This is a genomic window from Mesotoga infera, assembly GCF_900157305.1.
In the GTDB taxonomy this organism is placed as follows: Bacteria; Thermotogota; Thermotogae; order Petrotogales; family Kosmotogaceae; genus Mesotoga; species Mesotoga infera.
Window position 1 is genome coordinate 2,615,399 of the sequence record NZ_LS974202.1, and the last position, 26,709, is coordinate 2,642,107.

Annotated in this window: 26 protein-coding genes; 12 read left to right on the top strand and 14 right to left on the bottom strand. The window is 48.7% G+C overall.

Annotated features, from left to right (window positions below; genetic code table 11):
* The first annotated feature begins 1 nt into the window (after nt 1).
* The 11 genes from MESINF_RS11890 (at nt 2) to MESINF_RS11940 (ending at nt 10,539) form a co-directional block, all read left to right on the top strand.
* Complete coding sequence (locus MESINF_RS11890) at nt 2–1,045, top strand: ABC transporter ATP-binding protein (RefSeq protein WP_231936758.1); 1,044 nt, start codon at nt 2–4, stop codon at nt 1,043–1,045.
* A 1-nt stretch (nt 1,046) separates the two neighbouring features.
* Nucleotides 1,047–2,018, top strand: a complete 972-nt coding sequence (locus MESINF_RS11895) for an ABC transporter ATP-binding protein (protein WP_169700113.1) — start codon at nt 1,047–1,049, stop codon at nt 2,016–2,018.
* 54 nt (nt 2,019–2,072) lie between these two features.
* On the top strand, nt 2,073–3,467 hold the full coding sequence (locus MESINF_RS11900; RefSeq protein WP_169700115.1) for a TldD/PmbA family protein: 1,395 nt from the start codon (nt 2,073–2,075) through the stop codon (nt 3,465–3,467).
* Nucleotides 3,468–3,469: 2 nt separating this feature from the next.
* Nucleotides 3,470–4,819, top strand: coding sequence for a TldD/PmbA family protein (locus MESINF_RS11905; protein ID WP_169700117.1), 1,350 nt, complete (start codon nt 3,470–3,472; stop codon nt 4,817–4,819).
* 47 nt (nt 4,820–4,866) lie between these two features.
* Nucleotides 4,867–5,484 carry a helix-turn-helix transcriptional regulator gene (locus tag MESINF_RS11910; RefSeq protein WP_169700119.1) on the top strand — a complete coding sequence of 206 codons (618 nt, stop codon included), beginning with the start codon at nt 4,867–4,869 and terminating at the stop codon, nt 5,482–5,484.
* 31 nt (nt 5,485–5,515) lie between these two features.
* Nucleotides 5,516–5,986, top strand: coding sequence for a RidA family protein (locus MESINF_RS11915; protein WP_169700121.1), 471 nt, complete (start codon nt 5,516–5,518; stop codon nt 5,984–5,986).
* Nucleotides 5,983–7,188 (top strand): MalY/PatB family protein, encoded by a 1,206-nt coding sequence (locus MESINF_RS11920; protein WP_169700123.1) that lies wholly within the window; start codon nt 5,983–5,985, stop codon nt 7,186–7,188. Before MESINF_RS11915 ends, MESINF_RS11920 begins: the two co-directional genes overlap by 4 nt.
* A gap of 15 nt (nt 7,189–7,203) precedes the next feature.
* Nucleotides 7,204–8,220: a Sapep family Mn(2+)-dependent dipeptidase gene (locus MESINF_RS11925; protein ID WP_231936759.1), complete on the top strand. Its 1,017-nt coding sequence runs from the start codon at nt 7,204–7,206 to the stop codon at nt 8,218–8,220.
* A gap of 231 nt (nt 8,221–8,451) precedes the next feature.
* Nucleotides 8,452–8,589 carry a hypothetical protein gene (locus tag MESINF_RS11930; RefSeq protein ID WP_169698557.1) on the top strand — a complete coding sequence of 46 codons (138 nt, stop codon included), beginning with the start codon at nt 8,452–8,454 and terminating at the stop codon, nt 8,587–8,589.
* Between the two features lie 196 nt (nt 8,590–8,785).
* Complete coding sequence (ltrA, locus tag MESINF_RS11935) at nt 8,786–10,054, top strand: group II intron reverse transcriptase/maturase (protein WP_169700879.1); 1,269 nt, start codon at nt 8,786–8,788, stop codon at nt 10,052–10,054.
* Nucleotides 10,055–10,131: 77 nt separating this feature from the next.
* Nucleotides 10,132–10,539 carry a zinc-binding metallopeptidase family protein gene (locus tag MESINF_RS11940; protein ID WP_231936761.1) on the top strand — a complete coding sequence of 136 codons (408 nt, stop codon included), beginning with the start codon at nt 10,132–10,134 and terminating at the stop codon, nt 10,537–10,539.
* A gap of 480 nt (nt 10,540–11,019) precedes the next feature.
* Here the strand turns inward: MESINF_RS11940 and MESINF_RS11945 are convergent, their stop codons facing one another.
* The 12 genes from MESINF_RS11945 to MESINF_RS12000 form a co-directional block, all read right to left on the bottom strand.
* Nucleotides 11,020–11,805, bottom strand: coding sequence for an alpha/beta fold hydrolase (locus MESINF_RS11945; protein WP_169700125.1), 786 nt, complete (start codon nt 11,803–11,805; stop codon nt 11,020–11,022).
* Between the two features lie 389 nt (nt 11,806–12,194).
* Nucleotides 12,195–12,899 (bottom strand): ABC transporter ATP-binding protein, encoded by a 705-nt coding sequence (locus tag MESINF_RS11950; RefSeq protein ID WP_169700127.1) that lies wholly within the window; start codon nt 12,897–12,899, stop codon nt 12,195–12,197.
* Nucleotides 12,899–13,615 carry an ABC transporter ATP-binding protein gene (locus tag MESINF_RS11955; RefSeq protein WP_169700129.1) on the bottom strand — a complete coding sequence of 239 codons (717 nt, stop codon included), beginning with the start codon at nt 13,613–13,615 and terminating at the stop codon, nt 12,899–12,901. Before MESINF_RS11955 ends, MESINF_RS11950 begins: the two co-directional genes overlap by 1 nt.
* A 1-nt stretch (nt 13,616) precedes the next feature.
* A complete protein-coding gene (locus MESINF_RS11960) occupies nt 13,617–14,555 on the bottom strand; it encodes a branched-chain amino acid ABC transporter permease (RefSeq protein WP_169700131.1) in 939 nt (312 codons plus the stop codon).
* Complete coding sequence (locus MESINF_RS11965; RefSeq protein ID WP_231936762.1) at nt 14,552–15,442, bottom strand: branched-chain amino acid ABC transporter permease; 891 nt, start codon at nt 15,440–15,442, stop codon at nt 14,552–14,554. The genes MESINF_RS11960 and MESINF_RS11965 overlap by 4 nt, the downstream gene beginning before the upstream one ends.
* A 110-nt stretch (nt 15,443–15,552) precedes the next feature.
* Nucleotides 15,553–16,788 (bottom strand): ABC transporter substrate-binding protein, encoded by a 1,236-nt coding sequence (locus tag MESINF_RS11970; RefSeq protein ID WP_169700136.1) that lies wholly within the window; start codon nt 16,786–16,788, stop codon nt 15,553–15,555.
* 108 nt (nt 16,789–16,896) lie between these two features.
* A complete protein-coding gene (locus MESINF_RS11975) occupies nt 16,897–18,096 on the bottom strand; it encodes an acetyl-CoA C-acetyltransferase (RefSeq protein WP_169700138.1) in 1,200 nt (399 codons plus the stop codon).
* A 10-nt stretch (nt 18,097–18,106) separates the two neighbouring features.
* Nucleotides 18,107–19,405 carry an acetyl-CoA hydrolase/transferase family protein gene (locus MESINF_RS11980; protein WP_169700139.1) on the bottom strand — a complete coding sequence of 433 codons (1,299 nt, stop codon included), beginning with the start codon at nt 19,403–19,405 and terminating at the stop codon, nt 18,107–18,109.
* Nucleotides 19,402–20,580, bottom strand: coding sequence for a TetR/AcrR family transcriptional regulator (locus tag MESINF_RS11985; protein ID WP_169700141.1), 1,179 nt, complete (start codon nt 20,578–20,580; stop codon nt 19,402–19,404). Before MESINF_RS11985 ends, MESINF_RS11980 begins: the two co-directional genes overlap by 4 nt.
* Complete coding sequence (fabG, locus tag MESINF_RS11990; protein WP_169700144.1) at nt 20,577–21,323, bottom strand: 3-oxoacyl-[acyl-carrier-protein] reductase; 747 nt, start codon at nt 21,321–21,323, stop codon at nt 20,577–20,579. The genes MESINF_RS11985 and fabG overlap by 4 nt, the downstream gene beginning before the upstream one ends.
* Nucleotides 21,320–22,357 (bottom strand): 3-oxoacyl-ACP synthase, encoded by a 1,038-nt coding sequence (locus tag MESINF_RS11995; RefSeq protein ID WP_169700145.1) that lies wholly within the window; start codon nt 22,355–22,357, stop codon nt 21,320–21,322. The genes fabG and MESINF_RS11995 overlap by 4 nt, the downstream gene beginning before the upstream one ends.
* Before the next feature lie 166 nt (nt 22,358–22,523).
* Nucleotides 22,524–23,333, bottom strand: coding sequence for an alpha/beta fold hydrolase (locus tag MESINF_RS12000; protein ID WP_169700147.1), 810 nt, complete (start codon nt 23,331–23,333; stop codon nt 22,524–22,526).
* Between the two features lie 134 nt (nt 23,334–23,467).
* Here MESINF_RS12000 and MESINF_RS12005 point away from each other — a divergent pair, with 134 nt between their 5' ends.
* Entirely contained in the window at nt 23,468–24,472 is a 1,005-nt protein-coding gene (locus tag MESINF_RS12005) for an SIS domain-containing protein (protein WP_169700149.1), read from the top strand.
* 40 nt (nt 24,473–24,512) lie between these two features.
* Here the strand turns inward: MESINF_RS12005 and MESINF_RS12010 are convergent, their stop codons facing one another.
* Together MESINF_RS12010 and MESINF_RS12015 are read right to left on the bottom strand one after the other, a co-directional pair.
* Nucleotides 24,513–26,288 carry an aldehyde ferredoxin oxidoreductase C-terminal domain-containing protein gene (locus tag MESINF_RS12010; RefSeq protein WP_197712680.1) on the bottom strand — a complete coding sequence of 592 codons (1,776 nt, stop codon included), beginning with the start codon at nt 26,286–26,288 and terminating at the stop codon, nt 24,513–24,515.
* Nucleotides 26,285–26,695 carry a 4Fe-4S dicluster domain-containing protein gene (locus tag MESINF_RS12015; protein ID WP_169700151.1) on the bottom strand — a complete coding sequence of 137 codons (411 nt, stop codon included), beginning with the start codon at nt 26,693–26,695 and terminating at the stop codon, nt 26,285–26,287. Before MESINF_RS12015 ends, MESINF_RS12010 begins: the two co-directional genes overlap by 4 nt.
* Nucleotides 26,696–26,709 lie beyond the last annotated feature (14 nt).

Genomic DNA, 26,709 nt, shown 5'->3' on the forward strand with positions numbered 1-26,709 from the left:
AGTGTCCGATAAGATATTGGAAGTCAGCGATCTGGAGTATTCCTTCGATACCTATGCCGGCGAAGTCCACGCGATAAGGGGCGTATCCTTCTACGTGAACAGAAGTGAATCGCTCGCGATAGTCGGAGAATCCGGCTGCGGAAAGAGCGTTACGGTACAGTCGATCATGAAGCTCATACCGACACCTCCGGGAAGGTTCAAGAGAGGTAAGATAATCTATTGCGGCAGCGATATAACCGATTACGACGACAGACAGATGGAGAAGCTGAGGGGGAAGGAGATGTCGATGATTTTCCAGGACCCCATGACCAGCCTTAACCCCACTATGCGGGTCGGAAGGCAGATCAGCGAGGGGATAAGGAAACACGAGAAGATCTCTACCGGCGAGGCTCTCGCGAGGAGCGTCGAACTGCTGAAAGAGGTCGGCATTTCCGACCCCGAGAGAAACGTCATGCGCTATCCTCACATGTTTTCGGGGGGAATGAGACAGAGGGCTATGATAGCTATCGCACTGGCCTGCAATCCAAAGATTCTTTTCGCCGACGAGCCGACCACATCTCTGGATGTCACCACTCAGGCCCAAATCCTGGAAATGATGAACCATTTAAAGCGGGAATTCGAAATGGCCATAGTGCTTATCACTCACAACCTTGGAATAGTAGCAAGATTCGCCGAGCGCATATCGGTAATGTACGCCGGAAAGATAGTCGAAAGCGGAAGTACGGACGACATCTTTTACTCTCCGCGTCACCCTTACACATGGGGTCTTTTGAACAGCGTTCCCGCCGTCGGAAAGAAGAGAACGGAAAAGCTTTCCACGATCAAAGGGACCCCTCCGGATCTCTTTATGCCGCCCGCCGGCTGTGGCTTTTACGATCGCTGCGACTATCGTATGAAAGTCTGTAAGGAGAACGACCCACCTGCAAGGGAAATAGGGGAGGGTCATTTCGCATCCTGCTGGCTTCTGGACAACAGAGCTCCAGGAGTGACACCTTACGTTGCGAAGAGACATACCATAGAGAGTTCTGGCAAGGGTGTGATGTAAGATGCCTCAGACTATTCTCGAAGTCAAGAACCTTAAAAAGTATTTTCGTATATCCAAGAGCCAGGTTCTAAAGGCCGTCGATAATGTCAGCTTTTCGATAGAGCGGGGAAAGATACTTGGAATGGTTGGCGAGTCCGGCTGCGGAAAAACAACCGTGGGAAGGACTATTATGCATCTTTACAGGCCCGACGAGGGGGAAGTCCTCTTCAACGGGATTGATATCCACCAGTTGAATAACAAAAAATACCGGCAGATTACGAAAAAGATGCAGATGATCTTTCAGGATCCATATGCTTCACTCGATCCGAGAAAGACCGTCGGTTCAATAATTGGAGAGGGTATCGATATCCATAGACTGTGCCGCACCAGGCCCGAACGCATGGACCGGATCTACGAGATGCTGGAGATGGTCGGCCTCAATCGCGAGCACGCCAACCGCTTTCCACACGAATTTAGCGGCGGACAGCGCCAGCGTATAGGGATAGCGCGGGCACTTGCTGTGGGACCGGAGTTCCTGGTATGCGACGAGGCGATTTCGGCACTGGACGTTTCCATACAGGCCCAGATCGTAAACCTTCTGATAGATCTCCAGAAGAAGTTTGATTTGACGTACCTGTTTATAGCACACGATTTAAGTATAATCAGATATATCTCAGACGATACGCTCGTCATGTATCTTGGCACGCTGGTGGAGAAGGCAGAGACCGAGGAACTCTTTTTAAACCCTCTGCACCCCTATACAATCGGACTTCTCGAGGCCGTTCCGATAGCAGATCCAGAGTATGAGAAGAACCACAAACGTGACCTGCTTTCTGGCGAAGTGCCGAGTCCGATAAATCCCGCCCCGGGATGTCGTTTTGCGTCGCGGTGTAAGTTTTCAAAACAGATTTGCAAAAGGGAAAGGCCTCTCTTGATGTATGCAGGCAACGGTCACATGGTCGCCTGTCACATGGTCCTTAGCGACAGTTGGTGAGAGTGATAGGTAGAAGACGGCCCTTTTCAATTACAGTAAAAAGGAGGCTTTGCTTTGCTTGAAGTAGAAAGTCTGAAGAGAGTCATAGAAAAGGCTCTGTCCTCGGGAGGCGACTTCGCTGAGATCTTCCTGGAGGATAAAGACGAATTGAATATAAAATGCTCAGGTGGTACTATAAGCGGGGTCACCACCGTTCGAATCAAGGGAGCCGGTATATACGTACTGTATGGCTGCAACAGTGTGTACGTATATACCAACGACCTGAGCCTGCAGAGCCTTGAAAGCTGTGCCGAAAGAGCCAGCGAGCTTTTAGGCGTCCGGAGAAGGCTGTCCGACGATATGGTAGGTACAAAGTTTTCTATGCAAAAGACCGTAAATCCGAACAGATTTGAGATCTATCCTTCCTCTGTGGATTTCAAAGAGAAGATCAGGGTTGTACGAGAGACGGATCTTGCCGCTAGAAACTCAGGAGAAAGTATCAGGCAACTCAACGTCGATTATTTCGACACGGATCAGAAGGTTGCGATTTTCAACAGCGAGGGACTCCATGCAGAAGACAGGCGAATAACTAGCAGACTGAGACTTCAGGCTACCGTAGAGGTCGGGGAGCTTTTCAAGTACGAATGGGGCGATTACACACGCCCGCAGGGCTTCGAAGCCTTCAGTACGAAAAACGATTATACTTCCTTCGCCAGGGAGTTCATAAGAGATATGGCCGAGGACCTCAGGGCTGTGCCGGTAAAATCGTGCAACGTGCCGGTTGTCTTCGAGGCCGGCTCCTGTGGTACATTCTGGCATGAGACTTGTGGCCACCAGCTAGAGGCTTCGGCCGTCTCAAGAAACACGAGCGACTTCGCCGGTAAAATAGGGCTAACCGTCGCTTCTGAAAAAGTCACTTTGATCGACGACGGAACGCTTCCCGGTCTTTATGGATCGGCGGCCATCGACGACGAAGGCTTCCCGACACGTAAGAATGTCCTCATCGAAAACGGTATTCTGAAGAGTTACCTGTGTGACAGACTATGCGGTAGAAAACTGGGAATTCCTTCTACGGCAAGCGGTAGGAGGCAGGGATACATGTACGCTCCGGTGCCCCGTATGAGCAATACCTATCTGGCCCCCGGTAACGACGATGATGAAGAGATGATTCGCTCCGTTGAAAGAGGTCTCTTTGTGAAGAGACTCGGAGGCGGTACTGGTGGTAGGGAGTTCTCGATCTCCGTTAGCGAAGGATACTGGATAGAGAATGGCAGGATCTCCCACAGACTGAGGAGCGGTTTCATTCTCAACGGGAGGGGCATAGATATGATAAAGAGGGTCGATATGGTTGGGAGGAAGCTTCAAAAAGAAGGTGGCAGTTTCTGTGGAGCCGATTCGGGGTTGTGTCCGGTCACCAGTTTCCAGCCCAGAATGAGAATATCGCTAATGTCCGTCGGCGGGGAGGATTGAACATGAATCATCTGGATAGATATCGCCACGCTTTGAGAACCCTTCCAGAAGGAGTGTCTGAGGCCGAAGTAGATGCCGAACGGAGGGTTAGCACAACGGTCAAATGTTCCGGTGGGGAAATTGTAGAGACCGGTTCGTCCGACACCACAGAGCTCTTCGTTCGGGCTTCCGGTGATAAGACCGGGTACGCTTACACACAGGACCTGGAAGAAGAGCCCGAAGGCGTTTTCACGAAGGCACTCAGAAATGCCAGTCAGGTGGAGCTCACGCAGAGGGACAGACTCAACGGAGCCTTCGTGAGAAGGGCATCACCTGACGGGATAGCCAACTCCGATATACAGTCGATGAAGAAAATCGCAGGCGAGCTGGAAAATGTAGTGAGGGACGCCGATCGTTATGTATCGAGCGTTACTGTTGAAATCAGGGCCGAAGGTTTTTCTAGAAGCGTGATTAACTCGCGTGGGCTCGACGTTGAAACATCTATGAGTCTCTATAGCGCGACGGCGACTGTTATGGCCGAAAAGAACGGCCTGCAATACAACGCTTCCTGCTATTCGAGTACAAAAGAGCCGGACCATTTCGTTCTCGAAGGATTCAAGGAAAGGATCGCCGCAGACCTCAGCCACCAGTACGAAGCAACTGAAATCGGATCTGGCGAGTACAGAGTCTTGCTTGACAGCACCGTTGTCACGAATATTTTGATGACAGCCTGGCAGCTATTCAGTGGAATCAAATACAACGATGGTTCCTCGGCATTATCCGGTAGACTGGGAGAAACGATCGGATCGCCCTTCTTTTCGGTAGTCGATTCACCGTCGCACGAACTCACAGCGTATCGTTACGAATTTGACTGCGAGGGGAGTCCTTGCGTTAAGCAAGTTCTTGTCGATAAGGGAAAGCTCGTCGGATTGATGCACAATATTTCTAGCGCTACGAAACTGGGAGTATCCTCGAGCGGTAATGCCGGTAGATACGCTTTACTCAGCGGCTCGATTCCGACCGATATCATAATAACCCCAAGGATCATCTACGTAGAGCCTGGAAGCAAGTCCGTGGGAGAGCTGCTCGAAGAACTGGGAGATGGAATCTACGTAACCAACTCATATGACGTCTTCCACTCGATAAACATCGGCTCGGGCTGGTTTTCTATACCCTGCAGGGGAACGGTTATAAAGGGTGGGATAGAGGATCGCAATGTCACCGGAATGACGATGAACGGGAAGCTAACCAATCTCTTCGCTCGGGTCATGGCTGCGGGAAAGGATCTGTATATAGAGGAGTTCCTGCGCAAAAGTTACTGTGTAGGCGCACCAAGCTTATTGATAGAAAAATTGCAGATCAACGGAAAGTGATATGAAGTTACTTCGACACATTCGACAGAAAAGGAAGTGAGTCGATTATGGGCAGAGAAGAGGCGCTCGACTTTCTGGACAGAGTGGCAAGGGGAATAGCCGAAATGTTTGGAAGCAACTGCGAAACTCTGGTACACGACATGAGTGTTCCGAAGCATCCGATAGTCGTAATATACAACGGACACATCACCAACAGAAAGGTTGGCTCGACCGAGGATGTTTACGGCGATCTCGCAAAATACAGGTCTTCATATCTCGAAAGCGATTTCGTCAACCATCTGGCCGTCTATAAGTCAGGAAAACTCATAAAATCGACGACTTTCCATCTGAAGGGCGAGGGGTACCACTACGCACTCGGAATAAACTACGACTTCACGTATATGCGGGAGTTCTCAGGAATGCTTGAGAACTTCATCAGGGTGGAGTCGGATCTCCAGTCGGCGATCAGCGAAGCCGGTGAGAACAAACTCTCGTCGATCTTCAACAGCTGTCTGGAAGCGATAGGGAAGCCGATCGAAAGCCTCACGAAATCCGATAGGCTTAGGCTGATAAGCCTTCTGAAACGCGAGAAGGCCTTCGCATTTTCGAAATCCGTTCCATACGTCTCCAGGAGACTAAACCTCTCGAGGTACACGATCTATAAATATATCAAGGAAAGCGGTTGAGACAGATGCGTAAGCTCAAAAGGAGAAGACGATGTTTATTGAGAAGAGAATAAAGGAGCTGGGGATCGAACTGCCGCCGTCCTCTCCGCCAGGCGCGATGTATGTTCCGGTGAAGAGGTTGGGAAGAGCTCTGTTCGTCTCGGGTCAAGTACCGATGAAAGACGGCAGGCCCATCTACACTGGAAAAGTCGGGAGTGAAAGATCCATAGAATACGCTCAGGAGGCCGCAAGGCTGTGTGTCATCAATATGCTCGCTGCTGTTAGAGAATATCTGGGAGATCTCGACAGGGTAGCCAACATCGTGAAGCTCCAGACCTTTGTGAACAGCGAAACAGGCTTCACAAACCAGCACATAGTTGCCAACGCCGCCTCGCAGTTACTCCACGATATTTTCGGTGAATCAGGGAGACACGCACGAACAGCCATCGGCACAAACCAGCTTCCGATGGACTTCACGGTTGAGATAGAAGCTATAATAGAGATTAGAGAGAGTGGAGAATGAAATACGATTTCGATACATTAGTCAACAGAGAGAATCAGGGCAACATGAAATATATATGCACTCCTGGGATTGTAAAAAAAATGAACCTTATAAGTTATGCCGGCGCAGAGATGGACTTCAAGACGGCCCCTGTCATAATCGACGCTCTAGTCGAAAAAGCGAAGAACGGTCTGATGGGGTTCACACTGGCCGACGAAAAGTATATCGAGAGCATCCGCTGGTGGATGCGAAACATGCGTGGTTGGGAGGTGCAAAGTGACTGGATAGTGCCGACTTACGGGACTATCCACTCGGTAGCAACGACTATCAGAGCCTTCACAGAGGAGGGCGATGGTGTGATCGTGCAGCCTCCGGTTTACAACAGATATGAGCAGGCAGTTAGAAGAACGAAAAGAAAGATCGTCTATAATCACCTTTCATACAGAGACGGAAAGTACCATATGGACCTTGACGATCTGGAGAAGTGCATGAAGGTGGAAAGTAACAGAATGCTGGTTCTGTGCAATCCACACAACCCGGTTGCCAGGGTATGGGAGCTCTCAGATCTTGAAGGGATAGCCTTTCTCGCAAAGAAGTACGACGTCATAGTCTTCAGCGATGAGATCTTCGGAGAGATCACTTTCAACAATCATATTGCTCTTCCCTACTCCAGTGTTGCCGGAACTGAGAGTAGATCGATAGTCTCTACATCGCTCGGAAAGGTCTTCAACTTGACCGGTGTGAACAACGCCAACATGATAATCCCGGAACCGACTACCAGAGAAAGGTTCAGGACACAGCGCGACACTGACCACTATGGCAGTATAGACCCTATGGTCTATACTGCCGTCTGTGCCGGGTACGGATTCGAAGGAGCCGACTGGGTAAACCAGATGAAGAGCTATGTGTCGGAAAACATATCCATGATAAGGACCTTCTTTGATAAAAAAATACCGGCCGTCACAACTTCGGAGGTAGAAGGCTCCTTCGTGATGTGGATAGACTGGCGTGGGCTAAGATTGGACGAGGATGAGCTGTATTCTTTCCTTCTGAACGAGGCCTACTTAGACTTGGACAGGGGAATTAATTATGGGGTCTGTGGAAAGGGTTTTTCTAGGATGAACGTGGCGGCGCCGAGGCAGAAAATAGCGGAATCTCTGGGCTTTCTTTTCGACGCTTCATCCAGACGAGGATACACAGTCCATAAAATCGTGAATGAATAGAGGTGGGGTTCACCAGTGAAAGAATTGATCGAAGAATACTTTGAAAGAAACAAAGATCTAATGATCGAAGACATCGCAAAACTAGTTAGAATAAAAAGCGACAGGCAGGAGGCGAAGGAGGGAAAACCCTTCGGCGAAGGACCGGCCGAAGTTTTGGCGGTTGCGCTAGAAACAGCATCTAAAATGGGATTTAGGACCTGTAATTACGACAACTACGTCGGTGCAATAGATCTGAACGATCATGAAAGGAAACTAGATATACTGGCCCATTTGGATGTCGTGCCAGCCGGGAATGGCTGGTCGATAACCGAACCCTTCGAACCGTTCATCAGAGACGGCAGAATTTACGGTCGTGGAACAGCAGACGACAAAGGTCCAGCCGTGGCTGCGCTGTATGCAATGAAGGCCGTGAAGGATTTGAATATTCCCCTCAAGACCGGAGCGAGGCTCATTCTAGGAACTGATGAGGAGTGCGGCTCCTCAGATATAAGATACTACTACGGGGTCGAAACTGAGGCTCCGATGACCTTCTCTCCAGACACAGGCTTTCCGGTGGTAAACATCGAAAAGGGAGGTCTTCAGGGAAGTTTTGCTTCTGAGTTCGAAGAATCGAACACAACACCCGGAGTTTCTTCTCTCAGGTCCGGAGTAAAAAGCAACGTGGTACCGGGTGATTCAATAGCAATCATAGAAGGTATGGAACTTTATAAGATCGAAGGATACTGCAATGCGGTGAGCGAAAGAACGGGCGTGCTTTTCGAACTTTCGACCAGTGGCAACATCACGACAGTAAAGGCTAAGGGTGTACAGGTCCACGCAGCTACACCGGGAAAAGGCAACAACGCCCTGACGGCGATGCTTGAAGTCCTATCTTCGATACCCTTTCCAGAGAGCGAAGGCATCGAAAAACTCCGTGCACTCAATGCTATCTTCCCTCACGGAGACTGGCTGGGTAAATCCGCCGGAGTCGCCATGAGCGACGAATTGTCAGGTGATCTCGTGCGCCCGGCATGGTACACAACTATAGGGTGAAAGACCCGAATGTGGGGAGTCAAAGAAGCATTAGCCAGAGGCAAGGGTGTCACTGGTAACGGTGAATCTGAAGGAAGCCCGAGGCAAAGTCCGGAACTGAACGAAAGTGAACCAGAGATGGCCGTTACAGAGGGTAACCCTGCGAGATAAGGGAAAGCCCTGACTCCAGCTGTAAAGGTTCGGATGGCAGGATTCGGATGAAAGTGGTGTATCTTACCCGGGGAAGTCCTCATGAGTCCGAAAGGGGTAACCGTTAGCAAGGAGGAGATCCAAGTTAAGGGAAAGCTCAGGAGGATGGCAGATGAACCCGTAGTAGTGAAGAACCTCTCCGAAAGGAGAAGGGACCTTGGCTATAAGCCAAGGGGGTGATGAGGAGGTCGAAAGGCTCCATCACTTGCGAAGGGGAGAAGGATCGAAGAAATGTGATCGGAAGACAGTGAAGAGACTTAGGTCAGACAGTTAAAGACAAGGTACATATTCCCGGGAGGGTAGAGAAGCCAGTCATTAATTGTCGCAACAATATCTGAGGCTGGAGCTGTTGGAAGGGAGCATGCAGGAGAAAGAGATGAAGTATTACAGTCTAATCGACAAAGTCTATTCGAAGAAGAACCTATTGAAAGCCTATCACAGGGTAAACTCCAACAGAGGAGCTCCTGGGATAGACGGAGTAACCGTAAAATCATTCGGGGAGAAACTCCTTGAAGAAATCGAGAGATTATCCGAAGAAATCAAGAGCGGTGAGTACATGCCCATGCCACTCAGGAGAGTAGAAATCCCAAAAGCAGATGGTAAAACAAGGCAATTGGGAATACCTACTGTGAGAGACAGGGTGGTACAACAATCTCTCAAGGAGATACTGGAACCTATATTCGAGGAAAGATTCCATCCCTCCAGTTACGGTTACAGAAAGGGAAGAAATGCCTGGCAGGCGGTGGAGAAGGCGAAAGCTTTTGCATCCAAATACGGTCTGTGCAATGTAGTGGAACTTGACCTGAGCAAATGTTTCGACACTCTGGATCATGAGAAGATAATAGACTCCGTAGCAGAGAGAGTGAGTGATGGAAAGATACTCAAACTCATACGCGCAATGCTGAAGAGCGGAGTAATGGAAGATGGAGTCTGGAAGGCAACAGAAACTGGCAGTCCACAGGGTGGTGTAATAAGTCCCCTGCTGGCGAACATCTACCTGGACGAGTTCGACCAGAAGATGAAAGCCAGAGGAATAAGGATAGTCAGATATGCAGACGACATATTAATCTTCTCGAAAACCCAGGAAGAAGCCCGAGAGTTTCTGGCAATCGCGATCAACATACTGGAGATTGACATGAAGCTCAAGGTCAACAGAAACAAGACGAGAATCACAACACTGGAGGAGGGCTTTCACTTTCTTGGCTTCGAAATAAAAGGCGAGAGAGTTGGGATAGAGAAATCCAGATTGAAAAGGTTCAAGGGAAAGGTCAAGGGACTTACAAGAAGGAACCAGAGCACACCGGTAAAGGAAATAGTGAAAGAGCTAAATCCACTGTTGAGAGGATTTGCCAGCTATTTCAGGATAGTAGACTTACAATCTACCTTGAGAGGGCTTTTGAGCTGGATAAGGAGAAGGCTTAGAGCCATCATACTACACCAGTGGAAGAGCACAAAGAAACTGAACAGAGTCCTTAGAAGGGCTGGATGGGAAGAGAAAGTCAATTTGAGAATGAACAAATGGCGCTCTTCTCACACAAAAGCAGTCAATTACGCCATTCCCAACAGGTTCTTTGAAGAGATGAACTTATTCGATATGACATCGTACTATCATCCCCTGTCGAAGTATCCGATACTCGATCCATGAGCCGTGTACGAGGCCCGTACGCACGGTTCTGTGAGAGGACGAGGGGCTCCGCCCCTCTCCTACTCGATACTATAAGCTTGAACATTCTGGATTACGATGGCTCCAGCCTTTGCGGAAGCTTCGATTGCAGAGCACCGCTCTGTGCAACCAGAGAGAACCTGGTGGACGTAATCAGAGAGAGATTGGCCAGACATGGAATACGTCTTGAAAACAATGATATGTATCCACCACACCACGTTTCGGGAGAATCTCCTTTTGTCCAGACGCTGTTGAAATGCTACGAACTCTACACCGGAAACAAGGGGTACTGCATCGCAATAGGCGGTGGCTCTTACGTTCATCGATTGAAGAACGGTGTAGGCTTCGGATGCACCATGCCCGGGACGGACAACAATATGCATGGAGCTGACGAATTCGCCGTGATCGACGAGCTGGTCACGAGTGCAAAAATATTCGCCCAGGCGATAATAGAAATCTGTCAATAAAGGGTCGTTGAGGGTGATGAGAAAGAGCGAGATGACGAATCGGCCCATGCATGAAGGGAAAAGAGGAAAGACCGAGATCCTGGCTAGGATATGAGGATTACATAAAGAGAGTTGGCTGCCATCCTGTAATGCTCCGTGGAGCCTACCCTGAAATGCTCTTATTCAAGCCATTTCGTTGTGCTCTTAAAATGGATCACATCTCGTCCGTATCGTTTTCTAATTGAGGGTCAGAGCGATTATAGAGGTGAGAGAAATAAGGTAAGAGGTAAGAAGATCAAGATCTGAGAACCTTCTCACCTAGCCGCTGACCTCTTTTTCACCAGAAACATGGATGCGCAGCGTCGGAACAAAGAACTTCTCTCCTCTTCCGCAGACAGATCGGACAAACGAGATAGACAAATTGCACAGATCAGCACTCAATGCACAAAAAAAGGTCCCATGTGGAACCTTTGTGAGAACTTGAAGTTTTTTCGCACGTATCTATTTTGAGGTAAATTCCAGTAGCATCTCAACAAAAAGCCCGGGATTCTCTACGTTTATGCTGTGACCGTAGTTCTCGAGGACACTTACGTGCACAGTATGCAATATCTTTTCAAAACCTTTTGCCATCTCCTCGGTGATCAATATATCTTTTCTTCCAACTATCACCAGAACGGGGATTTCAATGCCTTTCAACTCTTCGGAATAATTGTACTTCTCAAGAGCGCATGCATTTTCAGTGAAGCATTTCGGATCCATTAGGAGTGCCTCATCGACCAACAATTCGGTGAATTCATCTACCGGCCTGGTCGGCATAGTACCTATGAGAGCCTTCTTCAGAAGTTCTCTGTTGCTCCTGTACATATCTAGAAAGGGATAAACTTCTGGTGGTGTTTTGAGACCGTCGGGCGGTGCAGGGTCTATCAGCACGACTCTACTCAGAAGATCGGGCCTGCGCACCATAACATTCTGGACAACGGCCCCTCCAAGGGAATGCCCTACCAGTATCACTCCTTCGAGTTCTAGCTGTTTGATAAAATCGACTACGTGCTTTCCGTAATTGTCTATACTCACCTCTTCGGTTCTATCGGACCTTCCGAAGTTCGGCAGATCCAGTGCAAAAGTGTGATAACTCTCTGGAAGCAGTTCCATAGCGGGTTCGAACCACTTTCCCGAGGCGAAGTTTCCGTGCACAAAAACCATAGGAATACCGCCGGGCTTGCCGGCCTCGAGATAATGGAGCTTTTTGTCAAGTACCTTAACATATCTGCTTTGAGGCTGTTCCATAGAGTCTTGATACCTCCCATGAAGAGAATGTGTAGCCTCACCGATGTTCGAAAGGTCGTCACTTTCAATAGAATAAATCTGCCCATAAAATAGATCAAACGAGACGTCCCGTAACATACTGGGCGATTCCGGAATACGATTATTATAGCAGAGACCACGGCCAATACATAATGCCCTTCCATCCGTGTCTAGATATTCCTTTGTGATGTTTTGGTCGGAACAAATTAAAAATCGGTTTGGCATATATGAATCGTAAGCACGGACAAGGCCGGGTAGGAGAAGAAATACAATCAGATAGAAAACCTCCATTAACCTTAATCGTTCTCTCGGGATATTGCCCAGCCGTTTTTTCATGACCGCAGCATCTCTTTAGAGGTGAGATCAGCACTTCACAGACCGAGATACGATCTCTTGACGTGTTCGTTGTTCTTGAGATCATCGGCCGTACTTTCTATCACCACAGTTCCGTTCTCCACAACATATCCCCTGTCTATCACTTTGAGACCCTGCTTCACGTTCTGTTCGGAGAGAAGTATCGAGACGCCTTCGGTCTTTATCACGGCCAGTTTTTCGAACAGTTCGGTAACCAGAGAAGGCTGGAGGCCCACGGACGGTTCGTCGAGTATCAGAAGTCTTGGCATAGCCATCAAAGCCCTTCCAACGGCGAGCATCCTCTGCTGGCCACCGCTCATAGTACCGGCCAGTTGAAAGGCCCGTTCTTTGAGAATGGGAAAGATCTTGAACACAAACTCCAGTCTCTCGGACGTCTTTTCCCTGGCTTCTTTTATGTATGAAGATCCTATTCTTAGATTCTCTATAACAGTCATTATCGGGAAGAGTTCTCCATCCTGTGGAACAACCGAGATACCCATTCTCACTATCTGGTATGTCTCCCGATCGAGCAGCGACTGTCCTTCGAAGTTTATTTCTCCGCTAGTCGGTCTCACCAATCCTATGATTGAATTTATGAGTGTGGTCTTACCGGCACCGTTCGGTCCAAAAAAGCCGACGGCTTCGTTACCGACGGAGAAGGTGAAGTCCTTGATCACCTGGATTCTTCCATACGAAACATTCAAGTTTTTTACTTCCAGCATCAGGCATCCTCCCCCAGATAGGCGCTAATAACGTTGTGCTGCATTGACACTACGCTGTAAGGCCCCTCGGCTATGATTTCTCCTCTGTCGAGCACGATGACTCTCTCTGTCAATTCCCTTATCACGCTCATGACATGTTCGATTATGCAGATTGTGACTCCCGTATCCCTGATTTTTCTGACAGTGTAAATCATATCTCTAGTTTCATCCATGTTCAGTCCGGACATAACTTCGTCTAAAAAAAGGATCTTTGGATTGGTTGCCATAGCCCTGGCTATCTCCATTTTTTTTATGTCCAGAACGGTAATCCTGTCAAGAGTTTCGTCGGGTTTTTTTAGACCTATCCCCTCGCAGAGCTCTAAAGCGCTTTTGCGGCCAGTTTTGAGATTCTCACCCTTGCCGAAAAGACCTCCGATCATTATATTCTCCACGACGGTGAGGTTCTTCAAAGGTCTGGCAATCTGGAAGGTTCTGGCGATTCCCAGCTTGCATCTCTTGTGGGCGGGAAGAAGAGTTATATCCGTACCTTCGAAAACGATCTTTCCTTCGCTCACAAGGTGTACACCGGAAATCAAGTTAGTCAGCGTGGTTTTACCGGCACCGTTCGGTCCTATGAGTCCAAGAATCTCGCCCTTTTGAATCTCCATCGTAACATCGTTGACGGCCACAAGTCCTCCAAAACGTTTAGTTACTCTATCTACCTTCAGTATGCTCATCTTATCGTTCCTCCAGGCGGCGCTTTCTATTCATAAAAAAAGCCTTGATAGCACCATAAACTCCGTCAGGCATAAAAAGAACAACTACGACTATTATCACACCGTATATTACTAGATGACCGTAAGGCATGATCAATTTGAGATACTCGGAGGATAGACCGAGGATTATGGCTCCCAGTATCGGCCCGATAGTTGAGTATATACCCCCCACAAGAGCCATGGCGATCGGCAGAAGCAGGTAATGAGGCGAGAAGCTGCTTTCGGGATACACGAACCCGTATTGAAGGGCGTACGTGGCCCCTATTACACCCTGAATGATCGAAGTTACAACGAAAACAAAGATGAGATATTTGTATATGTTCACTCCGTGCGACTTGGCGACGGTCTCGTCTGCTCTGATTGAGTCGATAGCGAAGTGAATTCTAGTCCTCTGAAATAGTTCCGAAATTACTACGGTACCCACCGCTATGGCGAGCAAAAACCAATAAACTTTGCTTGAGTCGTAATTGAATAGAGTGTTGTAAACTATCTTTCCGCTTGGACCACCGGTTAGTCTATGAAGGTTTCTTATTATCACCATGAAGACGCTTGCAAGCGCCATGGTAGTAATGGCGAAGTACAGACCTCTCAATCTCAAGATGGCCATGCCCAGTATAAGAGCTATGCCTCCAGCAACGAGTCCACCCAGCACGATGCCTATCACCGGATTTACTCCAAAGTCTGCGGCCGCTATGATACCTGTGTAACCGCCGAGACCGAAAAAACCTGCCGTTCCGAACGATAGCTGACCCGTTCTCAACATCATATCCCAGCTGAGAGCGAGCGTCATGAAAGTGAGAATGGTGATTGCGATGCTTATGAAGTACGCCTCGGTCATGATTGGAAGCAGCATGGCTGCGGTGAGTGCAATCAAGATTAACAAAGGCTTTGCAATTTTCATAGTGAAGGCCTCCTTATAGATCTTATCATGATTACGGCTATCAGTACTCCAAAGAAGACAATATCGGACCAACCGGCGTAACCCGGAATGGACTGTACTATCGCTTCACCTACACCCAAAGCGATACCGCTGATCAATATGCCTGTTAGGTTTCCAAGTCCGGCCATCGCAACCAAACAGAAGGACTTCATAGTATAGGAAGAGCCAACAGAGGGAAAGATTGCAAATCTCGGTACCATGACACCGGCCGCTATTCCAAGGATCGCCACCGATATTCCGAAGACTATCAGGTAAACGAAACCTGTATTTATACCGACTATCTTGGCCCCTCGCGGGTTTTGACCAACCGCAAATGAGGCTTGCCCGAGTCTGGTCTTTTTAAGAAACAGCTGCAAACCAATTAAAACGGCGATAGCGAAGGCCACATAAAGAAACTCGTAAGTTCCGAACCTGACGCCCGCTACCGTTACGGAGGAAGAAGAGTAACCCACGTACACACTCCTTGGTCTGGATGTCCAGATGAGGTTCATCACTTCCAGAAGAATCATCGAAATTCCGAATGTGAGGAGCAGCTGATTCAAATGACCGGACTTCAGAACTTTCGCTACCGTCAATTTATAAACGCCGGCTCCCAGCAAAAAGAGCAGGATGAAGACCGGAAGAATCGAGACGAGAGGATCCATTCTCGTATTCACGGAAAACATATAGACGATGTATATTCCCAGAGAAAGAAAATCTCCATGCGAGAGGTTCATTATACCAACTATCCCCAACGTCAGGGAAAGAGGCAGGCCGGCAAGAGCGTAAAGACTGCCCCTCTGCAAACCATAAATGGCTGCATGGGGTTTCCATATCGCAACGGCTACTATCAGCAAGATCAAAAACAAGATATTCTTATATTTCTTCCAAAATGAGATGCTCTCCAAGTCTGTCACCACCCCGGTTCTAGCCAATTTGAGATAATAAGGTCGGGCCTAAGGCCCGACCTCGGATCAAACTATCTTCCTTCCCAGCTCGGAAACGGGAACATCGGATCTGCCGTCTTGAGCTCGAGCGGCCATATTACCTGCTGTTCGCCGCCCTGCCACTGAAGTATCTTCTGAGCCGTGAAACCTTGATGCTTGATCACGTTACTCGGAGCGATCCTCAGTACTTCACCGATGGGCGAAGCGTATTCAACTTCTTCCAGAGCCTTGATCAAAGGAGCTTTGTCGATCGTTCCTGCGGCTTTGATACCTTCCGCGAGGAAGTAGATGTTAGTGTAACCGAGTGGTGCAAAGTACGTTGCAGGTTCTTCTTTGAACATCTCGATGTAGGCGTTATAGAAATGCTCGGCTATAGGACTCACTTTGTTTATTGTGGGTGCCCACATTCCGTAAAGTGTCACGCCTTCTGCCAGAGGAGAATCGCCGAAGTGCGCAGGCCAACCCGGAGGTGCTCCTACAAAGAACTCTGGAGCAAAGCCAATTTCTTTGGCCTGCTGAAGCATGGGTAGGGCATCGGCGTCGTAACCGGCCCAGATGAAGAGATCGGGGTTGTAAGCCTTGGCTTGCTGAAGCATGGCCCTGTAATCTCCACCACCGAGCGCGGCGCTCTTGAAGGATACGCCCTTGTAATCGTTCATGATTGCCGCCCAGGCGCCTTCGCCTTGTTGTGCCTGTCTCTGTAAAGCGACGTACGATTCGTGAGAGGCCGTTCCGAAACCGCCCTCTTCGTAAGCGAGGAAGATCCTATCGGTTCTTATTTCTGGGTAGGCTTCCGACAGTTCCGTCCACCCGCGTCCGTAACTCGCCCCCTGCTGATAATCCCAGGGATGTAGATGGAAATACCAGTCGGCGTCCGGTCCCACTGCGTTTTCACAAAGATAAGAAGCGGCGCCTATCCAGATGGTTATTTTCTGGTATCTCTTCATGACGGGAATCTGTGCCAGATGCACAGAAGAACCCATGCCTCCGACAAAGAAATCCACCTTGTCGACAGTTGCAAGTTTATCGATCGCGGCGGCACCTTTCTCCGGTTTCAATTCGTCGTCGATCACGATCAGTTCGACCGGTCTACCTAGAAGACCACCGGCGGCGTTGATTTCGGCTACTGCCAGCTTCATGGCCTTCGCAGCCTGATCACCGGTTATGTCTCCAAGGGGTAGCACGGCGCCGATCTTGATCGGGGTTGCGGCAACAGCCATCATCGCTAATACCGCAAGAACAAGTGTTAATAATATTACCTTTTTCACTTTCCCACCTCCTAATAGGTAGTTCATTCTAGACTTGCCAATTGCGATAAATCCACACACCAGAACGTTTGAGAAGGTCTATGAACAAAGTGATAGACACTGTTTTGCTTAGACTCTCTTGACAACCAGCGCAGTTCCCATGCCGCCGCCGATACAGAGAGAGGCGAGTCCGAACTCCAGGTCCCTCTTTGCCATTTCGTAAAGTAGAGTAACTATTATCCTGTTTCCCGAAGCTCCTATTGGATGTCCAAGGGCTATCGCGCCACCGTTGACGTTCGTTCTCTCCAGCAGCCACTCTTTCGATACGCCATATATCTCCTGCAATCCCTTTAAGACCGAGAGGGATTGTGCCGCAAAAGCTTCGTTCAATTCGAGGAGTTCTATGTCGTTGATTTTCATTCCAAGCTTCTTCAGAGCTTTTTCGATTGCAGGGACCGGGCCGTACCCCATGTATGCTGGATCGACTCCGGCCTGCGCAAAAGCGACAACTTCGCCAAGCGGTCTCAATCCATACTTTTCGACCATCTCTTCGCTTGCCAAAAGCGTAGCACTGCCTCCGTCGTTGATACCCGATGAATTACCGGCAGTTACCGTGCCACCTTTTTTGAAAGCTGGTTTAAGCTTGCCTAGAATCTCCATGCTGGTCTCTCTTGGATGTTCGTCGGTATCGAAGAGCGTATCGCCTTTTCTTCCCTTAATAACCACTGGAGCGATCTCATCTTTGAATTTACCCGCTGCAATGGCTTCCTTTGCTCTCTTCTGGCTCTCGAGAGCGAATTCGTCCTGTTCAAGGCGGCCGATACCATGTCTTTCGGCCAGATTCTCTGCAGTCACACCCATGTGATAACCGTTGAAAACATCGGTGAGGCCATCCCTGATCATATGGTCCACAATACTCCCGTCGCCCATTCTGTATCCAAATCTGGCTCTATCCAGCATGTACGGGCTAATCGACATGTTCTCCATGCCTCCGGTCAGAACCAGTTCAGCCTCACCCATGGCGATATCGGAAGCCCCGATCATCGTAGCCTTCATACCTGAACCGCACAGCATGTTTACCAGATAACCAGGACTCTCGACGGGAAGCCCGGCACCTATCGAAACCTGTCTTCCCGGCCCCATACCCTGGTTGGCGGTGAGAATACAGCCCATTATCGTTTCGTCGATTTTACCCGCATCTATACCGGCCTGTTCAATGGCGGCCCTGGAAGCGGCAATTCCCAGCTCCACGGCCGATGTATCCTTGAGAGTTCCCCCAAAAGTTCCGATAGCCGTTCTCTTTGCACCAACTATGAACACTTTCTTCATCTAATACCTCCTATATCAAACCTATATCGCTGGCCTGTTTTCGCAGTTCGGCCCTGAAGTCGGGATGTGATATGTTTAAAAGGGCTTCTACTCTCTGGAAGACATTCAACCCTTTAAGATGGGCCACACCGAACTCCGTTACTACATAATCTATGTCCTGCCTTGGGACTGTTACGGGCGAGCCCAGGGGCAGCAATGGAACGATTGTAGATACCGTCCCGTTCTTCGCCGTAGAGCGCAGCGCTATAATTCCCTTTCCACCCCGGGCCATGGAGGCTCCTCTGTGTGTATCGAGCTGACCGCCCGTACCGCTGTAATGACGCGTTCCTATGGCTTCGGAACAGACTTGCCCCGTGAGATCCAAGGTTATCGCCGTATTTATCGATACCATGTTGTCGTTCTGAGCCACCACATATGGATCGTTGACATAACTCCCTCTCAAGAGAAGCACTCCGGGGTTGTCTTCGATGAAGGAGTACATCTCTCTTGTTCCCAGGGCAAAAGTGGCGATGAATTTTCCAGGCCAGAGGGTCTTCCTCCTGTTGGTTATGGAACCCTTTTCGAATAGATGTATCATCGATTCGGTAAACATCTCCGTATGGATGCCGAGGTCGTGTTTGTCTTCCATCAATCTGGCTACTGCATTCGGAATCCCTCCGATTCCTATCTGAAGGGTGGAGCCATCGTCAACCAATGAGGAAATATGACCTGCGATTTCCATCTCGGTCTCTGAAGGCTCACTATCGGGAAGTTCAGGTATATCGAAGTTGTTCTCGATAACGTAATCGACCTCGCTTATGTGAACGTGAGTGTCTCCATGGGTCTTCGGAGCCTTTTCGTTGACTTCCATGATGACCATCTTCGCCCTTTCAACCATGTCGCGTTCGTAGACTGTGGAAAGTGAAACGGTCATGTAACCGTTTTTATCCATCGGAGAGGCAACTCCCCAGAAAATATCCGGTCTGTTGGCCATTATCCTTTCCATCCCCGCGTTATGAAGGTTGTTAGGGATATAGGTTACCGTTCTCAATCCGCTGCTTACTGCCTTTCTGGCGCCGACCGAATGGAACCATGATTCATTCAGGAATCTACCTTCGTACTCTTTGTGTGTGAAAAAGGGGTACTCACCTATGTTCAGGCAGGTCGCTACGGCGACGTTCTCCACATTTTCCACCCTGTGAAGGTTTTGCAGCAGTCCCTGAGCTTCCATTGCGGCCATACTTGTGACGATTTTTGTATTTGATTTCACGTTCTTCAGAGCTTCATCTATACTGATTCTCTTCTTTCTGTATTCTTCAACCCAGTTCAACTAACAACACCTCCGTAGCCCTTCGTCATGAGCGCTGCTATTTCTTTGAGGTATCCATCCCAATCTTTTGGTCTGTTATCTACGAAGAGAAGATCCAGTCCCATGAAATGCCCGATTCCCATAAGAAAGACACCCAGATCTCTTGGATCGATGTTCCTTATCTCACCCTTCTCTCGCGATTCTTTTAGAGCACTTATATAGGAAGTGAGCAGTTTCTCGTAGTAGAATCTTCCCGTTTCTGGAAGTACGAATTCCGATTCTCTGACTATGTTGTAGAGTTCTTTGTGTGAATTCATGAATACAAGGAAGGCCTTGTATGATCTTATTTCTTTGTTTAACCTTCCCTTTATACTCTCAGAGGCCTGTCTCATGGTTCGGCGAAGTCTTCTGTTGGCCTGGAGAACCAGCTCTTCAAGGAGCTTTTCTTTGCTTTCGAAATACAGATAAAAGGTCCCCTGGCCGTATCCGGCATGGCTGGTAATATCGTAGATCGACGTCTCGAAATACCCCTTCTCCCCGATCAATTTTTCGGCCGATTGCAAAAGTGCATCCTTGGCCTTGATATCGCCCGAGAAATCGATATTTCCGAGGTCGAGATCCAGAGAGCTCAGTTCGAAATCCGATGGGGAAGCGATGAAACCGTTCATTGAAAAATCGACCAGAGATTCTATCGTCGAGTCGGGAACCCTGACACCGTTGAAGATTATCCAGTAGATGGCCGTGAATCTGGAACTCCCAACTAGAAACCACTTCTTTGGCAGAGAGATGGTTGATCCTTCGATTTTTAAGGCCTTGATGAGAGCCTCCTGATATGTGCTATTAACGGAGCTTTCTACCTCTGGAAATCTATACTCTGCCTCGTGGAAGGCCATGAACTTTTTCTTTGAATTCCAGAGGGTATCGAAGACAGATCTAAAAAAGTTGAAAAGTCTTTCATCCTCTCTTTTGCCATTTATCGTACTGAGAGCGCTTTCAAAATCGGTTTTTATATCATTCACGATTTCCTTGAAGACCTGTTCCTTACCGGAATAATGTCTGTAAAAGGCTCCGTTGGAGAGGCCACAGGTTCTACAAATATTGGCGACAGACGTTAACTCGAAGCCCAGGCGGCTGAACAACTCTTCTGCCGCCTGCTTGATCTGGAGTTTAGTTCTCTCGCTACGTGAGATCCTCAAATCACAAGGCCTCCATCTATTCCTATCACCTGGCCCGTTATATAGGTGGATTCATCGGATATCAAGAAGAAGTATAGATTGGCCACTTCTTCTGGCAGTCCCATTCTCTTCAAAGGTATCTTCTCCTCGAGAGACTGTATTAGCTTCTCGGGGACCTTGTCAGTCATGGGTGTCTTTATGAAGCCGGGAGCCACCGCGTTCACTCTGATTTTAGCGCCCTTTCTAGTCAGTTCCTTGGCCCAGGTTTTTGACATGGCTATCACACCGCCTTTAGAGGCTGCATAGTTGCTCTGACCTATGTTACCGTACACACCAACTATAGAGGACGTGTTCACTATTGAGCCGTAGCCCTGATCCAGCATAACGGGAGCCACGGCCTGTGTCATGTTGAAAACCCCCTTCAGGTTGACATTGATGACCAGATCCCAGTCCTCTTCGGTCATTCTCTGCAAGAGCGCATCTCTGGTGACACCTGCGTTGTTTACTAGGCCGTCTATGTGACCGTACTCATCCCTGAGTGACTTGACAAGCTCGTTGATCGCTGAGCGATCCGTCACGTTCAGTTTTTTCGGTACTACTTTACCTGGAAGAGAAGCGAATTCCTCCCTTAACTTTTCCAGACCGGCCTCATCCACATCACAGGCGATCGTTATAGCACCTTCTCTGGCGAACTTTTCCACCGATGCCTTTCCCAGCCCACTGGCCGCACCGGTAATAATAACCACTTTGCCTTCCATTCTCATCTTTCAGCCTCCATATCTCTGCCCCACTTCACCGTTGTTGCGGCCCATACGAATCCAAGTCCTGCACCGACCATAACTATCAGATCTCCATCTTTGATCTTCCCTTCTTTCAGTCCGAGCTTTATGGAAAGAATCTGATCGTTCTGGCCTAGATGGCCGTATTCGTCGAGGTAAGTGCTCTGGTCTTCCCTCAAACCTAGCTCTTCAAGAACACCGAAGTGGGCGGATTTTTTGAAATGCAGTATGGCAAGATAGTCGATATCCCTCTGAGAGTAGCCGCTTTTCTCGAGAGACTCTCTTATAACTCCGTAGAAATTGACCATCGTCGTCTCACCGAGACGTTTTTTGAAGTCTGCCGCATCACCCGGAACATCGAAGGAAAACCTTGATATATCTTCGGGTTTGATGGGCCAGCTCTTAGACCCTCCAACAGGTACCACGCAATCTTCCGAGAAAGAACCGTCACCTTTGAAGGCCGATGCCAGGACGATGTTGCTGTGGTGGTTCTTCTTCAATACGACCGCGGCTCCGCTAGCCCCCAAATCAAGCATGAAGGAAGTGGCGGGCTTTTTTAGATCTATAAGATCCACATTTCTGTAACCACTTACGAGCAGAACGGTGTTGAGATCTTCATGGGCGATCATCATGCTCTTGGCGATATCAATTCCCGCCATCATCGAACCGCACATGGCCTCCATATCGAACGACCATGCCCTTCTAGCGCCTATAACGTCTGCGACCTTGAGTCCCGCAAGCCAGCAGGGGTAGTCTTTGTGCTGTGCGCCGTTCCATATCAGTAAATCTACGTCCATCGGGTCTACTTTTGCATCATTCAAGGCTTCAAGCGCCGCCATGACTCCCATGCGACTGGTGGTATCATCTGGTCCGGGAACCGGTTTCTGCTTAACACCGAATTTGTTCGCGATGACATCCTCTGGAATTCCCGTCGCCACAGACAGGTCTCTCGCTGTTGTGAATTTCTCGGGTATGTAGAGACCAATACCCGCTATTCCGATCTTCGGAAAACCGTTCAATGAGATCACCTCTCGACCTTTGTGAATTATCTCTCATTTATGACAAGTGAATCATCTCTCACTTTCAGCATACTATATTTAACATTCTTAAATAAGCATAATCAGAGACGACCTGATGCATATACAGGCAATGAGGAGCGAATAAAGATGATTATGAAAGTTAAACTCAAGAATTCTTCAATATAAACCCCGTAACGGCCGTTATGAATTCGGCTGTCTTTTCAAGAAATGCGCCGTGACCCGCGTTGTGAATGACCAGCAATTCTGAGCCCTTTATCCTCTCGTGTATCGGCTCCATCTCTTCAAGAGGGGTAATAATATCTCTGTCGGCGCACAGCAGAAGTGTAGGACAGGTTATTTTCCCGATTCTATCCAGGACATTGAAATCCGGGTTGGAAGAGGCCAGCCTTATGAATCCCTGGAACCAGGCGGCATCTAAGAGATTTTTGAAGGCCTTCTGACGGGCTTTGAGCCATTGGAGGTTGTTGTTGTAGAAGAGATCTGAATAAATGAAGGGAATGGCCAGAGAGAAGAATCTCTCGCCATCTTCAAGTTTGGCAGCTTCCTTCCAGGCCTCTCCCAGTTCCGCAAGGAAGGGTGAAATTCTGGCCGGCGTATTCGCCAGTATCAACGTTTTCAACCTTCCGGGCGAATCAAGGGCAAATAGTTGTGCAACCTGTCCACCGTAAGAGAGCCCTACGAGATTTATCTTGTCTATGGATAATTCATCAAGGAGAGAAAGGATATCCGGTACATGTATTTCTATGGGGTATTGCACGGACTCTCTGCTGGATTTTCCCTGGTCTCTGAAATCCATTAGAATCAATCTGAAATGTTTCGTGAAATCCCCGATAAACCCAGCCCATGAAGCGGTAGACATCATGATTCCGTTCAGTATCATCAAGGGTGGGTTCTCGCAATCGCCGTGAACTTCGTAATAAATATCTCTGTTGTCTCGAGTTTTAATAAACGACATTACCTCACCTCCACAACGATTATTACATTTCCGGACGGTTTTTTCCCCGATGCGGTGGTAAACTGATATTGAAATGAAGCACGAGCAAAAAAGGCACCTTCCAGCGATAAATAACTTCTGAAAGGATGAGTTTGATGTCACAATTCAAGCAAGACTTTATGGAACAGTCCGAAGCGGTTAGACTTCTATTGAGCACTGCAGACGATATAAGCGAAAAATCCCGAAAACTGGACAGTTCGAGGGTTCTTTTCACGGGCATGGGAGCTTCGCTCCATGCCGGAAGCGTCGCGGCGACTTTTCTGCGTTCCCTGGGAATCGATAGCGACTGTGTGGAAATGTCCGAGTTGATTTCCTATTCCTCGCCGGACCTTCTAAAGAATTACGGTACGATCGTCCTGATAAGTCAATCTGGTGAGAGCGCGGAGTTGTTGAGATTCATGGACGACAACGCGAGCCTTCTCGACAGAATGGCCCTCGTAACTAACAATCCGTCGAGTACTGCTGGCAAAAGACTCGAAAGAGAGAAGGTTTTCCCGCTCCTTGCAGGTAAGGAGAGATCGATGGGAGCTACGAAGACTTTCATCAACAGCATCTTGACAACTCTCCTCATGGCCTTGACCTGGTCGGGAACCAGAATCGATTTCTCCAAGCTTCCGGAATCGATCGAAGAGGCTTTCGAGACAGATGTAACTCATCTGGTTGAACTCCTGGCGGGAAATCGTGAGAGAATACTCGTAGCACGAGGATATGGTATCGGTGTTGCCAAGATGGCCCGACTCATGTTCGCCGAAGTTTCTAAACTAAGTCTCGTTTTCTATTCTGGCGCTGCCTTCAGACATGGTCCATTGGAATTGCTGAACGACAGACCCGTTGTCATGACTATGAATCCCTCTGGGGAAACGTCCGCTTTAATGGAGGAGCTTCATAGAGATATTTACCAGAAATGTGAACTGATAACTTTGACAAATTTCCAGTCCGCTTGCGAACGGAGCATCAAGGTGTCAATCGGGCTTCCCGAGATCATCGCTCCGATTCCCATGATGGCCGTCCTTCAAAAGATAGCCAACGAGCTGGCGTTGAAGCGTGGCTTCGATCCTGGAAAGGGTATATTCGGCTCGAAGGTTACGGTCAAAGAATAAGAAGTTAGCGACCGTCTAACTTGTTGATTGGGGACCTGGATCACTCCAGGTCCCGTTTCAGCAGTTGCATGTCTTTTTCGACCAGCATTTCGTACAATTCGAGCCCCTTTCTGAATCTCTCTTGGTCAACCTTTTCGTTGGTCATATATACACGGGAGAGTTTCTCGGGCAGGGCGAGTTTGTCGAACGTGAATCCGTTCCGAACCTTAAAAAGGTATTTAAGACCGTGAATTCTGTGGGAAAGGGCAGTCAATCTATCGGCGCTCCAGTCTATTCCTACGGCATTCAATGATTCGACTATCGTGTTGATGTCGTAGACTTTCCTGGAGAAAAGACAGGCGACTAGCGAGTTTAGAATCATTCTCCATACGCCCTCTTCGTACATTTCCAGGATCGATCTCTCGAAATCTACGGGTACGGGACTGGTGGCAACCTTCTGGTCCAGAGAATAACCAGCGTTGTCCAGATGTGAGTGACGGACACCGGTGGCGTAACCTATAAAGGCAAACGGACCGGTGACATAACCGGGCGCTTCGTTGGAATTGAATGTAATGGAGAAATCGTTTCCGCCATACTTCTTGGAGCAGTAATCGGCCCCTTTTTCAAGGTCTTTGAAGAACTGATTCTTCCCGGTCGATATATTCGACAGAACTTTCAAATAAACTTCTCCATCGCCGAAATTCAGCACTAAACCGTCGGTTTCCCTTTCCGTTATCAGTCCCCTCTGGAAGGCTTCCGTAGCCCAGGCAAGAGTGACACCGATCGAAATGGCGTCCCAACCCTGTTTTTCAACTAGCAGAAGTAGCTTCAGTATCATGTCAGTAGAATCGATAGAAAGGTTTGACCCCAGTGCGTATATCAGTTCGTGATCGTACGAGACCTTGATGGTTTTGTACATATGATGCGGCTCGTTGAATGGTTCCCTCAACGTGGCCATATGAATGCAACCTATTGGGCAGCCGGCGCAGGCGATTTGTTGAGAAAGCCTTGAGCGGGCGAACTCTTCACCGGATATCTTGTCCGCCCCTTCAAAGAAGCCCTGAGAAAAATTCCGCGTCGGTAGTCCGTTGATCCTGCTCAGCGGATAGACATTCATAGATGTGCCTAGATCATGGTACTTTGCCATAGAATCAGACTGAACTATTTCTTTATACAGTCTTAAATAGAGTGAGTTATACTCTCTCTTCTTCTCCAGAGGCCAATATTTACTGCCAGAAATAATGATAGCTTTCAGATTTTTGGAACCAAGGACGCCTCCAAGCCCGAGTCTTCCGAAGTGACGCGAGGCATCTACGGTGGCGCAGGCTATCGGTGATAGTCTTTCGCCAGATGGACCGATCCGAACTATCGACTTCTTGCCGAGCCCTTCTTCGCTATCTCTCAAAACTCTCTCCGTTGCAAGAGCCGACATGCCTTTTAGAGAATTGCACGGCTTAATATATACAGTATCATTTTCTATGACAATATAAGAGAGAGAAGGAGCCCGCCCGCGTATGAGAATCGCGTGGTAACCACTCTCGTACATCGCCAGACTGAGTCTGCCTCCAGCATGGGATTCGCCCAGATCGCCGTTTAGTGGAGATTTGAAAAGTGCAACGGTTTTGGTGATAACCGGAAAGAGATTGTTCAAAGGTCCGATGGCGAAAATTATTGGCGACTGCGGGGAGTACGGATCGAGACCTGCATAGCAATAATCGTATAGTAGTTTGGTTGCCACGCCAGTTCCTCCAAGCCATTCAGAGAACAGCTCCGTGATATCGACCTTTTTGAACTTTCTATCTGTAAGGTCGATTTCAAGCATCCAGAAATGTCTCACCTCTCCACCTCCACAAGCGCGAGGACGTTGTTCGGGCAGAAGGCGGCGCAGATGCCACAATGGTTGCAAACGATCGGGCGAAGCTCTTCCAGATCCCACTGGAGCGCTCTGGGTACACAGGCCTTTATGCATGCGCCACAGTTGATGCATCTGCTTTTTTCGAATTTCACCCCACCGCCATCCCTCGGAGTGAGGGCTCCCGTGGGACAGGCGGCTGCACAATCAGGCTCTATGCAGCCGTAACATACCCTGATTGAAAAGGCTCCTTCAACTCCGGGGTAGTTTTTAACTCTCATGGCCGACTTTTCAACCGTGAGCGCATTTTCCCAAGTTCTGGAACACGCACTCATACAACTGTAGCAGCCTATACACTGTTCTCGATTTATCACTCTCATTAGTTTTGGCAAGACCTCATCTCCCC